The following is a 12819-nucleotide window of genomic DNA, read 5'->3' on the forward strand; positions in this document are numbered from 1 at the left end:
GCCTAACCGCCTAATCGCCTTTGAGGGTGGGCGGCAGGCCCTGGTAGTGGGCGGGAGTGGGGAAGCCGTCGGGGGTGGCGCGCAGGTGGTCGGTGAGCCGCCAGCCGGTGGCCAGGCATACGGTCAGCAGGGCACCGAGCGTGATCAGTTCTGCGGGGTGGTGGTGGCGGAGCAGTTCGGCCAGCACGATCACGGTGGCGAGCGTGACGAGGGTCAGGGCGATGCCGCGGTGGAACCGTCCCGCCTCGGAGTGGGGCCAGGGGTCGACCGGGCGGGTGATCTCGCGGCCGTCGTCGGAGTCGGTGCACAGCATCCTGGCCGGGCAGTCGGCGCAGGCGGCCGCGGGGGCGCGGTAGCGGACCAGTCGCCGGTGGTGGTCGTATGCGTGCGGCCGCAGCAGTTGGTCTTGCGGGCAGGTCCAGTGGTCGTGGTCGGGGTCGTAGCGGAATCCCCCGGTGCGGAAGCGCTCGGTCCGGCCGTGAGCGTGCCGGGCCATCAGGTCCAGGCCGCGGGCGATGACGATGAGCAGGGCGGCGTAGCCGCCGACGAGCAGGACTTCGGTCGTCATGATTTCGGTCATGGCCGCCTCACCTGCCGGCCGGTCCGGTGATCTCGGTGAAGAGACGGTCTTCCGGCTCTCCGGGGGTGGCGGGTTTGGCCTTGGCGGCGTGGCGCAGGCCGAGCCAGGTGATGTAGAGGAACGGCAGCGCTCCGCCGACGATGAACAGTGCGTCGCCGGGCAGGCGGAGCCACTCGATCAGGCTGTTCGTCGGGTTGGTGAGGTATTTGAGGCTGCGTGCGTGCCAGTAGCCGGTGTGGACGGCGTGGTAGAGCTGCAGGATGCCGACCGGCAGGAGGGTGGCGAAGCACATCCAGGCCAGGCCGATGTTGAGGGACCAGAAGGAGATCTTGGCCAGGCGGTCCGGCCAGAGCCGGGGCGGGATCATGTAGCGCAGGCAGAACAGTGCCATCGCGATGGCGAGCATGCCGTACACGCCCATCATGGAGCCGTGGGCGTGGTTGGCGGTGAGACCGGTGCCGATCTCATAGTAGGAAACGATGGGCAGGTTGACCAGGAAGCCGAAGATGCCCGCGCCGAGGAAGTTCCAGAAGCCGACGGCGACGAGGAACATGACGGCCCAGCGGTGTGGGAACGGCGTGGGTGAGGTGGACTCCTGGCGGGCGCCGAGCTGCAGGAAGCTCCACGCCTCGACGGTGAGGAAGGTGAGCGGGATGACCTCGGCCGCGGAGAAGAAGGCGCCCAGGGCCATGTGCTGGGCCGGTTCGCCGCTGAAGTAGAGGTGGTGCATGGTGCCGATGACGCCGCCGACGGAGTACAGCACGATGTCGAGGTAGACGACGGTGAGGGCGACCTTCTCGCGGACGACGCCGAGTAGTACGAAGATGTAGGCGACCATCACGGTGGTGAACAGTTCCAGGAAGTCCTCCACCCACAGGTGTACCACCCAGAAGCGCCAGAAGTCGGCGGAGGTGAAGGTGTCCTGCGTACGGCTGAGCAGGCCGACGGCGTAGATGACCGGGATGGCGAGGGCGGCCCAGAAGAACATCCAGGGCAGGTTGCCGCGGTGTTCGCCGCGCAGCCGGCCGCGCAGGCCCCGCCACAGGATGAAGGCCCACAGGCCCATGCCGGCGGTGAGCAGGATCTGCCACAGGCGGGCCAGGTCGAGGTATTCGTACTGGTTGGCGCCGATGAACTGGGCACTGGCGGGCACCATGCCGCGGATGCTGAAGAACTCCCCCAGCAGGCTGCCGACGACCACGATGACCAGCGCGCCGAGCAGGATCAGCGACAGGCGGTCCTGGCCGCGGGGTTCCCGCCTGGCGATGATGGGCGCGAGGAAGATGCCGGCGGCCAGGAAGGCGGCCGCCACCCAGAACAGCGCCATCTGCAGGTGCCAGGTCCGGGTGAGGTTGTACGGCAGGAGCCGGGCCAGGTCGATTCCGAAGAAGCTGCCGAGGTCGGCGCGGTAGTGCTCGGAGGCGCCGCCGAGGAGCGACTGCGCCACGAACAGTGCGGCGACCACGAAGAAGAAGAGTGCGGTGACCCGCTGGGCGGGGGTGAGTGCGACCTCGCCGGGTTGACGGAACGACAGGGTGTCGGCCTGTCGGCCGCGCCAGCCGAGCCGGTCTCCGTAGCGGCCGTAAACGCCGAACAGGGCGCCGATGCCGCCCAGTAGCGCGATGAGGGACAGCACGCTCCAGACGATGTTCTCGGCGGTGGGTTTGTTGCCGACCAGTGGTTCTGGGGGCCAGGAGTTGGTGTAGGAGTGGTCGGCTCCGGGTCGGTGGGCGGCGGCGGCCCAGGCCGACCAGGCGAAGTAGGAGGTGAGCTGGTGGATCTCGGCGGAGTCGGTGATGGCATGGGGCAGCAGGCCCTTGCCGGTGGTCGGGTCGCCGAAGAAGTCGGCGTAGTGCCGTTCGTTGGCGAGGTAGGCGGTGGTCTGAGGGCCGCTGAAGGCCAGGGTCTGGGTGGCGGGGTCGTAGCGGTTGGCCTGGAAGTCGGCGATGAGGGCGGTGTCGCCGCCGGGTTCGTTCGGCCGGGCGATGGTGGCCGCGCGGTGCAGGTAGTCGGCGGTGAAGTCGGGGCCGAGGTAGGCGCCGTGGCCGAAGATCGATCCGTACTCCATCAGGCCGGCGCGCAGGAACACCTGCTGGCCCGCGGTGACGTCCTCGCCGGTGAACAGGACCTGTCCCTTGTCGTCGACGACCTGCCGCGGGATGGGCGGTTCATCCCGGTAGGTGAGGTAGGCCAGCACGCCCAGGACGAGGAATCCGAACAGGATGACGAGGACGGCGACTTGGACCCAGGCTTTGTGGATCAGTAACCGACCGTGGGGCACGGCATCCGTGGAAGGTGGTGCGGTCATCTGACTCACCTCGCTCCAGCGTGCGACGAAAGGCGTTTAACTCAGCGTTGACCAGCGAGGTTTATGGGGATAAGGGGATCTCAGTCATAAGTCGGTCATCTTGTCGGCACCTGTGCGAACCAGAAGCGTACGGTGCGCCGGCTGATGGAGATCCGCGGGATACTGCAGGGCATGTACCTGGAAAGGGCGTCGCGAGTGCCTGGGGCGGTGCTGTGGTGGCGGTTCCCATCAGTGCCCCACGGTGTGCAGCGGGTGCTCCCCGACGGATGCACCGACGTGATCTGGGCCGACGGCGAGCTGCTGGTGGCCGGACCGGACACGCGGGCGCATCTGACGCGGGACCGGGTGGACTGCTATGTCGGGCTGCGCTTCGCGCCCGGCACGGGCCCCGCCGTCTTCGGGGCGCCCGCGCACGAGTTGCGTGACCGGCGGATCCCCCTGGCCGACCTGTGGCCGTCCGGGCAGGTGCGGCGGCTGGCCGACCGGCTGAACGCCGACCAGCCGGACCGGCCGGGCCGAGGGGTGTCCGCCTCGCTCGGCGTGGCGCTGGAAGAGATGTCGCTGCGCCGCCTGTCCCTGTCGGATGGCCCGGATCCGATGTCGGCCTGGATCGTGGCCCGGGTGCGTGCCGGCGCTCCGGTCGCCGAGATCGCCGACGGCGCAGGTCTCAGTGAGCGCCAGCTGCACCGGCGGTGCCTGAGCGCCTTCGGTTACGGACCCCGGACGCTGGGCCGCATCCTGCGGATGAACCGGGCGCTCGACATGGCTCGCACCGGCACCGCTTTCGCGGCCGTGGCGGCGACCGCGGGATACGCCGACCAGGCTCACCTCGCCCGCGAAGTGCGCTCCCTGGCCGGAGCGCCGCTCACCGTACTGGTCAGGTAGCGGGCGTCAGCGGCGCGAAGAGGTCGACTCCGTTGCCGTCCGGGTCGTGCACGACCGCGTAGCGCTGCCCCCAGAACGCGTCCCAGGGCGGACGGTGCCCTTCGTGTCCGGCGTCGACCAGATCGGCGTAGGTCTGGTCGACCTCCTCTGGATCGGCGCAGCGGAAGGCGAGGCTGATCCGGGAGTCGCCGGCGGGGGGCGTCCAGACCGGGTCGAAGGAGCGGATCGTCTCGACGGTGTCCCAGGCCAGGCGCAGCCCGCCGGGCAGGGTCACCTCGACATGTGGCTCGGTGTCGGCCGTGGCGGGGATGTCGAGACCGAGCCGCCGGTAGAACGCGAGGGACTTGCCCATGTCGGCCACGACGAGGCCGACCAGGTCGAAAGCAGGTGCCATGGCGGTCACGCTAGGGCACCCGCCGGCCGTACGTCTTGAACGATTCGGACATCGATCGGACGGCCGCCGCCGTGCGTGCCCGGGTCCATCGGCGGCTATGTCCGCCAGAAGGGGCCCGAGCGTCGCCACCGCTCGTTTTCACCCGATCGCGCCGAGGGCGCGGATGATCACCTCGGCGGCGCGTTCCCGGCCCTGCGGCCGGGCCTCGACGATGTCCTCCAGCCACAGCCCGGACAGCACGGCTGTGACGAAGCGGACCTCTGCGCGGCCGCCGGGGTGGCCGGCCCGGTGCAGCACGGATGCGACGATCTCGTCGCATCCGTCGGTCCAGGCGCGGGCGACGCTCTGCAGCGCGGGGTCGCGGCCGGCCTGCAGGTACAGCTCCCACAAGCCGAGTTGCCGTGGACGGTCGAGGGCGTACACGGTGGCGAGGATCTCCGCGAGCCGCTCGGGTGGAGCGGCGGGCATGGCATCCAGATAGGCGCGCATCTGGTCGAGCTCCCGCTCCACCAGCAGGGCGAACGCCTCGGTCAGGAGCTGGTCGCGGCAGGAGAAGTAGTAGGAGGTGGCCGCGAGCGGCAGGCCGGCCCGCTGGGCGACCGCGCGGTGGGTCACGGCGGTGAAGCCGCCCTCTCCCAGTAGGTCGACCGCCGCCTCCAGCAGCGCCTCGCGGCGACGCATCGCCCGTTCCTGCGGGCGGCGCCCGCCGCCGGCGACCTGATCCCGGTCCGGCGCCATTTCCTGCTCTGGCCTCCCTGTGCTCCGGCCTCCATCTGGCTGGGGACCGCCGCCGACAACTCTCTCGGCGGAGGCCCGCCGGGTCAAACGATCAGGCGGCGGCTCTGCGGACAGAAGGTCAGTTGGTTCCGGCAAGGTTGAGGACGACGACGCCGCAGATGATCAGCGCGATGCCCGCGATCTTGGCGAGGTTCATTGCCTCACCGAAGAACAGTGCTCCGATCAGGGCGATCGTGGCCGTGCCGATGCCCGCCCAGATCGCGTATGCGAAGCCGACCGGCATCTGCAGCTTGAGCGCCTGGGCCAGCAGGACGAACGAGGCGATGTAGCAGACGGTGACCACGGCGCTCCACCCCAGCCGGGTCAGTCCATCGCTCAGCTTCAGGGCGGAGGTGGCCACGACCTCCGAGGCGATCGCACCGGCGAGCAGAAGCCAGGCCATGGAACCCCTCTCATTAAACAGAACGCTTGTCCCACTTTAAATGTCGGTCAACGTCCTGGCGAGAGCCTTCCTGTCGGGGACTCCAGCTATCCCGTTCGGCGTGGGCGCTTGGCGGGAGGGTCGAATGCGTGTTCTACTGATCTCTATGCGTGGCGACGCCTCTCCCGCGACGGCGGCTCCGGCGGTGCAGCACCCCGTCCACCGGCCCGTTGAACAGCCCGTGCAGCAGTCGCTGCTCGAGGGTGCGCTCGACGGTTCCGAGGCAGGTGCGGCGACGTCGCAGGAGGCCTTGCGGCCGATCGAGCGGCGGGCGGTCACCCGGATGTTCGGCGATGTCACCTGCCTGGAGGTGGCGGCGCGGACCGCGATCGATCGGGTCCCCGAGACCGCCGGGCTGCCCCACCGGTGGGCGGCGAGCCCCTACCGGGGATGCGAGACCGGGTGCCGCCACTGCTCGGCCCGGCGCGGCCACCGCTATCTCGGGCTGGACCCCGGAGAGGACTTCGCCACCCACATCGTGGTGAAGACCGACCTGGCCGACCGGTTACGCCGCGAGCTCGGCTCATCCCGCTGGTCCGGCGACGGCGTGGCGCTCGGCCTCAACGGAGACTGCTATCAGGCGGTGGAGGAGACGTATCGCCTGATGCCGGGTGTCATCCGGGCCCTGGCCGACGCCGGAAACCCCTTCACTGTGCTGACCAGGAGCCCGCTCGTCCTGCGCGACCTCGACCTGCTGCGTGAGGCAGCCAAGGTGACCCAGGTCGGCGCGGCCGTGTCGGTGGGCTTTGTCGACGATCGGGTGCGCCGGGCCGTCGAGCCGAGAGCGGCCACTCCGCAGCGGCGGCTTGAGGTCTGCGCCGCGCTCAACGACGCGGGAATCCCCTGCGGGGTGCTGATGGCGCCGATCCTGCCGCTCATCACCGACTCCACCGACCATCTGCAGGCCACCGTCCGGCGGGCCGCCGAGGCGGGGGCGGTCAGCGTGACACCGCTGGTCCTGCGTCTGTCCGCCGGTGTCCGCGAGTGGTACCTGGGGTGGCTGGCGCGTGAGCATCCCGGCCTCGTGCCGCGTTACCAGGCGCTGTACGGCAGGGGCCAGGTCGCCGATGCCGCCTATCGGGCCAGGGTGGCCGAGCAGGTGCGGGCCCTGGCCGAGATGTACGGCATCGGCCGCTCGGCCCGGCGCTGGCGCCGCCGCCGCTCCCCCGCCCGCCAGCTCGCCCTGGTGTGAGGGTCCTCATTTCGCCGTCTCCGAGACGCCCGCGTTCGTTGGGCGTGCGGTCACGGCGCTCGCCGCCGACCCGCAGGTGGGCCGGTGGAACGGGCAGTCGCTGTCGAGCGGGCAGCTCGCTCAGGTGTACGGCTTCACCGATGTGGACGGCAGCCGGCCGGAGGCCTGGCGGTACATGGACGAAGTCCAGGACGCCGGCAAGCCCGCCGACGTGACCGGCTACCGCTGAGGTAGCCGACGAGAGCGACGCATCTTCGCTGCTACCCTGTCACCCTGCGGGATGCGCGAGGCATGTCGAGGACCATGAGGGATTCACCGAAATCCGCCACGATCTTGAGCTGTCCGCCGAGCGCGGCCACATATGCCGCCAAGGTGGCCACCTCACTGACCACTCCGTTCTCGATTTGTGAGATGCGCGCCTGGGAGACGCCCATGGCCTGCGCGACGTCCTCCTGGCGCAGGCCACGCCTGCGCCTGGCCTCGGCCAATTGATGAGCACGTTGCCGTGCGATCAACTCCGCACGGCGTTCGGCTACGTCGCTTTCATCCTCGGGTCGGATCAGCTCGCCACGGAGCTCGGCCCAGGTCACCGCATCGTCTGTCACGACTCCCTCTCTTTCAGGTATCGGGCGAAGCGAACCTCCGCTGTCTTGATCGCGATGTCGTACCAGCCGTTCCAATTGCTGGACTTGTCTCCCGCGACCAGAAAGACAGCCTGACGCCAGGGGTCGAAAACGAACAACAATCGCACCTCGCTTCGCCCGCTGGATCCAGGACGAAGCTCCTTGAGATTGCGGATCGTGGAGCCTTGAAGCGTGTCGACCAACGGTCTGCCGAGGCCGGGGCCTTCTTCGGCGATACGATCCAGGGCGGCAGCGATCAAGATGAGCGTCTGACGATCCATCCTCCGCAGCTCATGAAGCCAGTCTCGAACTTCTGGGACGATCACTATCTGCCAACTCACCCCAGGATAATAAATTTCTTATGTTGATCCAAGTGCTGTTTCGGCAACTCCTTGCATGTGTTCTGTCACGGAGAGGAGTGCGAGGGGGTTCACTTCCCCGACAAAAGAGGCAGTGGGGGGTGCAGATAAACTAAAAGTATGTTCTACCGCAAGCCGCTCGAAGAGCGCATCGCCGAGCGGGTGGCCAAGCGGCCGCCGCTGAAAGAGGGCAAGCACTTCGAGCATCGCCCTGCGTTGATCGTGTTCTGCGTCATCATCGCCATCGCCCTGGTGAAGGTCGCCGGCGCGTTCGTGCTCATGTATTACGACGTGTTCTGATCCCGGGTCGTGCCCGGGACGTCCGGGCCCGGGCCGAGTCCTGCCGATGTGATCAGGCGTCGGAGTCCCCGCCGGTGAGAGCGCTGCCCTTCTGCCACTGACTGAACGGCATCTGCCAGAAGCCCCAGCCGTTGTTCCACTCCAGCGGCCGGTTGGTTCCGACGATCTTCACGACGTCGCCCCGGTGAAAGTTGTCGTAGTACCACTTGGCCTGGGTGGGGTGGGCGTTGACGCAGCCGTGGCTGACGTTGGCGCGGCCCTGGGAGCCGACCGACCAGGGGGCGCTGTGGACGTATTCGCCGCTGCTGGAGATGCGGACGGCGTGGTCGACGATCTCCTTGTAGTACCCGGGGTCGCCCTCCTTCTTACCCGGGGAGATCATCGTGACCGGGTTGCCGCGTTCCATGGTCAGATGGATGCCGCTGGTGGTGGTGTATTCGCGGGTGGTCCCGTTACCGGCGCTGATCTTCATGGTCTGCACGGTCTTGCCGTCACGCTTGACCACCATCATGTGGGTCTTGACGTTGACCGTGCTGACCCATGCCGCGCCGATCTTGATGGTCTCGGTGTGGTCCTCCACGCCGTACATGTCGCGTCCGCCGCGTACGCCGGTCAGGTTCGCGGTGAATGTCACCTTCTGGTGGGCGGGCCAGAACTTGGCGGGCCGGTAGATGACCAGCCGGTCGTTGATCCACCGCCAGGCGCCCTTGACGGGCTTCTCCGCGTCGATCTCCAGGGCCTTCTCGACGGTGGCCTTGTCGGTCACGGCCTGGTTGAAGGTGACCATGATCGGCATGCCGACGCCGACCGTCTCGCCCTTGATGCCGGGGGTGACGTCGGCGACGGCCAGTTCGTACTTCGGCTTGAGCGTGGTGAACTGGCTGGCTACCGTGGCGGGGCCACCCTCACCGCTGGCCTTGGCCGACACGGTGTACTTGCTGGCGGGCTTGAGCGGCTGCCTGGAGATCCACCTGGTGCGGTCCGCGTTGAACTTGCCCTCGACCGGCGTGCCGCCGGCGGCCTGAACGGTGACCTCTTCCAGGGCGCCGCCGGCCGCGGTGACGATCACGGTCTTGTCCGGGCGCACCGTGGCGCTGCCCTTGACCGGGCTGATCTTGATGGAGGGCGCCGGGGTGGGCGGGGCGGTCTCAGCGGCCCCGCCCGCTGTTCCGGGTGCGCCCGACCCCCCCGAGCATGCCGACAGCGCCGCGGCCAGGGCCACGACGACTCCGGCGATCGGCAACTTCGAACGCGTGTGAGTGCTCGGCACGATCTCTCCCCCACAGTGCAAAGGGCACCCTAAAGACTCTATTGGGGGTTGCCAGTTATATGCACTCTTTGCCGTGTGATTCGGTCACAATTCCATCACCTAAGGGCTGGATTTCACCTGCTCAGGGTAAGGTCCGCGTCAAAATCCGCCAAGTACATCAGTCAGTGGACGCCCAGCGCGGCGGGCGTCGTGCCGCCGCGCGGACGAGTTGGGCCTTCTCACGGATCCCGGCGAGAGCTATCAAGAGCTTCAGACGGCAGTGTGATCCAGACGCTGTGATCTAGACGCTTCATCCTACTCGGACCTCGTCGGATGAATGGAGAACCACGTGCGCCCGATACGGCGACTGCTCATGCGATCGCTTCTCGTCATCGCGATGGTGGTGGCGGGCCTGGCCCTCGGCGACGGGGGCGCCCGCGCCGCCGTGCCCGACCGGTGGGGGTTCGCACTCGTCGACACCACCTCAGGTGTCCCCAGCCTCTCCCACCAGGCCGGCAGCTGGCCCCCGGGGTTCACCGTCCAGGTCTCCCCGGGTGCAGTCGGCCAAGTGGTCGTGAAGTTCCCGCAGATCGGCACGCCCAAGGGCGGAGTCGTCCACGTGACCGCGATCTCCCCGGCCCCCGAGTGGTGCCAGGTCCAGAAGTGGGGGCAGTCCGGCCCTGACGAGATGGTGGCGGTGCAGTGCTACAAGTACGGCGGAGGTCCGGTCTGGGCGCGGTTCGCCATCGTCTTCTCCGAAAGCTCGGGGAAGCTGCCGCCGCCGCAGGCGTTCGGCTACGTGTACTGGAACGGCGGCGGCATCGTGAGCCAGCACAACTCCGCCGGGGCGCCCAACTCGGTCACGCCGACCGGCCCCGGGGAGTGGTTGGTCGATCTGCCCGGCCTCGGCTCCTCCGGCCCCGCGGGCAATATCCAGGTCACGGCCGTCGATCCGCAGCAGCCCGCCCGGTGCAAGGTGGCCAAGTGGGGGTCGAACCCCAGTGTGCAGCAGATCGTGGTGCGCTGCCATGACAAGGTCGACAAGCCGCTGAAGACCGGGTGGACCCTCACCTACCACCGGGAGCGCGCGGTCACCGGGGCGGCGATCCCGCCGAAGAACTTCGCCTACACCTTCGACAACCAGCCCGCCAGCCCCGGCCCGTACGTCCCGGCTCCGCCGGCGGTGAGCTACAACTCCCAGGGGGCGGTCAACATCGTCCAGACCGCGGGTGCGGGCCTGCGCATGGTGCGCTTCCTCAAGGTGGGTGTGCTTCCCGACGACGTGCAGGTGACCGCGTACGGCCCCGGCCCCGAATACTGCAACCTGCAGGCACCGTGGGGCACGGGCGGCGGGGACGCGATCGTCCGCAATGTGGTGTGCTACAAGGGCACCGGCCGGCTCGACCACCCGTCCTTCGTGACCTACCTGTCGGCCTACTGACCGCGGAGGCGGTGGGTCAGGCCGGTGTGGCGGCGGCCGGCGCCCCTGGTGCGCACGGCCTGACCCAGCGCGCGGCGTGACCCCACGATGACCACGAGTTTCTTGGCCCGGGTGATCGCGGTGTAGAGCAGGTTGCGCTGCAGCATGGTCCACGCGCTGGTCGCCAGGGGGATCACCACGGCGGGGTACTCGCTGCCCTGGGAGCGGTGGATGCTGACCGCGTAGGCGTGGGCGAGCTCGTCGAGTTCGTCGAAGGAGTAGTCGACGTCCTCGTCCTCGTCGGTGCGGACGGTCAGCCTGCTCTCCTCGGGGGTGATGTCGGTGACGACGCCGACCGTGCCGTTGAACACCCCGGCCGCGCCCTTGTCGTAGTTGTTGCGCAGCTGGGTGACCTTGTCGCCCACCCGGAAGACGCGCCCGCCGTAGCGGCGTTCGGGCATGCCCTCGCGGGCCGGCGTCAGCGCCTCCTGCAGTGCGGTGTTCAGCGCGCCGGCGCCTGCGGCGCCGCGGTGCATGGGCGCGAGAACCTGGACGTCGCGCCGGGGGTTGATCCCGAATTTGGCCGGGATGCGCCGGGCCACCACGTCGACGGTCAGCGCGGCGATCTCCTCCGGTTCCTCGCAGGGGAACAGGAAGAAGTCGGCGAACTCCCGGACCAGGGGCTGCTGCCCGGTGTTGACCCGGTGGGCGTTGACGACCACGCCGGACTCCTGTGCCTGGCGGAAGATCTGCGTCAACCGTACGCGGGGGATGTCGGGCGCGGCCAGCAGGTCGCGCAGCACCTCCCCGGCGCCGACCGACGGGAGCTGGTCGACGTCGCCGACGAACAGCAGGTGGGCGCCGGGTGGTACGGCTTTGGCGAGCTTGTTGGCCAGCAGCAGGTCCAGCATGGACGCCTCGTCGACCACGACCAGGTCGGCGTCCAGGGGGTTGTCGCGGTCATAGGAGGCGTCCCCGCCCGGGCGCAGCTGCAGCAGCCGGTGCACGGTGGTGGCCTCGTGGCCGGTCAGCTCCGACAGCCGCTTGGCCGCCCGTCCGGTGGGCGCGGCGAGGATGACCTTGGCGCGTTTCGCCCGGGCGAGTGTGACGATCGAGCGGACGGTGAAGCTCTTGCCGCAGCCGGGGCCGCCGGTCAGGACGGCGACCTTCTCGGTCAGCGCGAGCCGTACGGCCTGGGCCTGCTCGGGCGCGAGGTCGGCGCCGGTCCTGCCGCGCAGCCACTCGAAGGCGGTGGGCCAGTCGACCCCGTCGAAGGCCTTCAGCCGGTCGCGGCCGGAGGCCAGCAGGCCCCGCAGCGTGCCGGCCAGGGAAAGCTCGGCGCGGTGGAACGGCACGAGGTAGATCGCCGGGACGGTGCTGTCCCCGCTCTCCCCCGCCGGGACGTCCTCGCGGATGACGCCCTCCTCGGCGGCCAGTTCCTCCAGGCAGGCGGCGGTCAGCTCGGCGGGCACCTCGAGGATCTTGACGGCGTCGGCGACGAGGTTGGGCGCCGGCAGGTAGCAGTGGCCGTCGTCGGCGGCCTCCGACAGCGTGTAGCGCAGCCCGGCCTTGACCCGCTCGGGGCTGTCATGGGGGATGCCGACCGCCTGGGCGATGGTGTCGGCGGTCTTGAACCCGATGCCCCACACGTCGTCGGCGAGGCGGTAGGGCTCTTTGCGTACCACGCCGATGGAGGCTTCGCCGTACTGCTTGAAGATCCGCACGGCGATCGAGGTGGACACGCCGACGCCCTGCAGGAAGATCATCACCTCTTTGATGATCTTCTGTTCCTCCCAGGCGGCGGCGATCATTCGGGTGCGTTTCGGGCCGAGCCCGGGGACCTCGACCAGCCGCTCGGGCTCCTCCTCGATCACTCGGAGGGTGTCGGTGCCGAAGTGGTCGACGATCCGCTCGGCCATCTTCGGGCCGATGCCCTTGATCAGTCCGGAGCCGAGGTAGCGCCGGATGCCCTGGACGGTCGCGGGCAGGACCGTGGTGTAGGACCACACCTCGAACTGCCTGCCGTACCGGGGGTGGGATCCCCACCGGCCGGTGAGCCGCAGCGACTCGCCGACCTGTGCGCCCAGCAGCGGTCCGACGACGGTGAGCAGCTCGCTGCCCGAGCGTTCGGCGGCGACCCGGGCGATCGTGTAGCCGGTCTCCTCGTTGGCATAGGTGATCCGTTCGAGCACCGCCTCCAGCACGGTGCCCGGCGGCCTGTCCGCTGCCGCGCCGGGAGGATTGGTCATGGCTGGCATTGTCTCCCAGACGGGGTCGCGCCGCGTACGGC

At 69.1% G+C, this 12819-nt stretch carries 13 protein-coding genes and 1 pseudogene; 5 read left to right on the forward strand and 9 right to left on the reverse strand.

Annotated elements, in window-relative coordinates:
- Nucleotides 1-10: 10 nt before the first annotated feature.
- Complete coding sequence (locus ACFHYQ_RS28110) at nt 11-580, reverse strand: hypothetical protein (protein ID WP_394304166.1); 570 nt, start codon at nt 578-580, stop codon at nt 11-13.
- Nucleotides 581-587: 7 nt separating this feature from the next.
- Entirely contained in the window at nt 588-2888 is a 2301-nt protein-coding gene (locus ACFHYQ_RS28115) for a nitric-oxide reductase large subunit (RefSeq protein ID WP_394304167.1), read from the reverse strand.
- A gap of 132 nt (nt 2889-3020) precedes the next feature.
- Between ACFHYQ_RS28115 and ACFHYQ_RS28120 the strand changes: the two genes are divergently transcribed.
- On the forward strand, nt 3021-3773 hold the full coding sequence (locus ACFHYQ_RS28120; protein ID WP_394304168.1) for a helix-turn-helix domain-containing protein: 753 nt from the start codon (nt 3021-3023) through the stop codon (nt 3771-3773).
- Here the strand turns inward: ACFHYQ_RS28120 and ACFHYQ_RS28125 are convergent.
- The 3 genes from ACFHYQ_RS28125 to ACFHYQ_RS28135 form a co-directional block, all read right to left on the reverse strand.
- Entirely contained in the window at nt 3766-4167 is a 402-nt protein-coding gene (locus ACFHYQ_RS28125) for a VOC family protein (protein ID WP_394304169.1), read from the reverse strand. The two genes, ACFHYQ_RS28120 and ACFHYQ_RS28125, sit on opposite strands and share 8 nt — an antisense overlap.
- A gap of 138 nt (nt 4168-4305) precedes the next feature.
- Nucleotides 4306-4905 (reverse strand): TetR/AcrR family transcriptional regulator, encoded by a 600-nt coding sequence (locus ACFHYQ_RS28130; protein WP_394304170.1) that lies wholly within the window; start codon nt 4903-4905, stop codon nt 4306-4308.
- A 118-nt stretch (nt 4906-5023) separates the two neighbouring features.
- Nucleotides 5024-5347, reverse strand: a complete 324-nt coding sequence (locus tag ACFHYQ_RS28135; protein ID WP_394304171.1) for a DMT family transporter — start codon at nt 5345-5347, stop codon at nt 5024-5026.
- Nucleotides 5348-5471: 124 nt separating this feature from the next.
- Between ACFHYQ_RS28135 and ACFHYQ_RS28140 the strand changes: the two genes are divergently transcribed.
- Entirely contained in the window at nt 5472-6578 is a 1107-nt protein-coding gene (locus ACFHYQ_RS28140) for a radical SAM protein (RefSeq protein WP_394304172.1), read from the forward strand.
- Nucleotides 6579-6582: 4 nt separating this feature from the next.
- A pseudogene (locus tag ACFHYQ_RS28145) lies at nt 6583-6807 on the forward strand (short-chain dehydrogenase); the annotation flags it as partial.
- A gap of 31 nt (nt 6808-6838) precedes the next feature.
- Here the strand turns inward: ACFHYQ_RS28145 and ACFHYQ_RS28150 are convergent.
- On the reverse strand, nt 6839-7183 hold the full coding sequence (locus ACFHYQ_RS28150; protein WP_394304173.1) for a helix-turn-helix domain-containing protein: 345 nt from the start codon (nt 7181-7183) through the stop codon (nt 6839-6841).
- Complete coding sequence (locus ACFHYQ_RS28155) at nt 7180-7482, reverse strand: type II toxin-antitoxin system RelE/ParE family toxin (protein WP_204011512.1); 303 nt, start codon at nt 7480-7482, stop codon at nt 7180-7182. Before ACFHYQ_RS28155 ends, ACFHYQ_RS28150 begins: the two co-directional genes overlap by 4 nt.
- A gap of 198 nt (nt 7483-7680) precedes the next feature.
- On the opposite strand from ACFHYQ_RS28155, the gene ACFHYQ_RS28160 reads away from it, so the two are divergent.
- Nucleotides 7681-7860 (forward strand): hypothetical protein, encoded by a 180-nt coding sequence (locus ACFHYQ_RS28160; protein ID WP_204011509.1) that lies wholly within the window; start codon nt 7681-7683, stop codon nt 7858-7860.
- Between the two features lie 52 nt (nt 7861-7912).
- Here the strand turns inward: ACFHYQ_RS28160 and ACFHYQ_RS28165 are convergent, their stop codons facing one another.
- On the reverse strand, nt 7913-9130 hold the full coding sequence (locus tag ACFHYQ_RS28165; protein WP_394304174.1) for a L,D-transpeptidase: 1218 nt from the start codon (nt 9128-9130) through the stop codon (nt 7913-7915).
- 352 nt (nt 9131-9482) lie between these two features.
- Here ACFHYQ_RS28165 and ACFHYQ_RS28170 point away from each other — a divergent pair, with 352 nt between their 5' ends.
- Nucleotides 9483-10550: a hypothetical protein gene (locus ACFHYQ_RS28170; protein ID WP_394304175.1), complete on the forward strand. Its 1068-nt coding sequence runs from the start codon at nt 9483-9485 to the stop codon at nt 10548-10550.
- Here the strand turns inward: ACFHYQ_RS28170 and recD2 are convergent.
- Nucleotides 10544-12778: an SF1B family DNA helicase RecD2 gene (gene recD2 / locus ACFHYQ_RS28175; RefSeq protein WP_394304176.1), complete on the reverse strand. Its 2235-nt coding sequence runs from the start codon at nt 12776-12778 to the stop codon at nt 10544-10546. The two genes, ACFHYQ_RS28170 and recD2, sit on opposite strands and share 7 nt — an antisense overlap.
- Between the last annotated feature and the right edge of the window lie 41 nt (nt 12779-12819).

Origin of the sequence: Sphaerimonospora cavernae, from assembly GCF_042435035.1 — a bacterium.
GTDB lineage: Bacteria > Actinomycetota > Actinomycetes > Streptosporangiales > Streptosporangiaceae > Sphaerimonospora > Sphaerimonospora cavernae.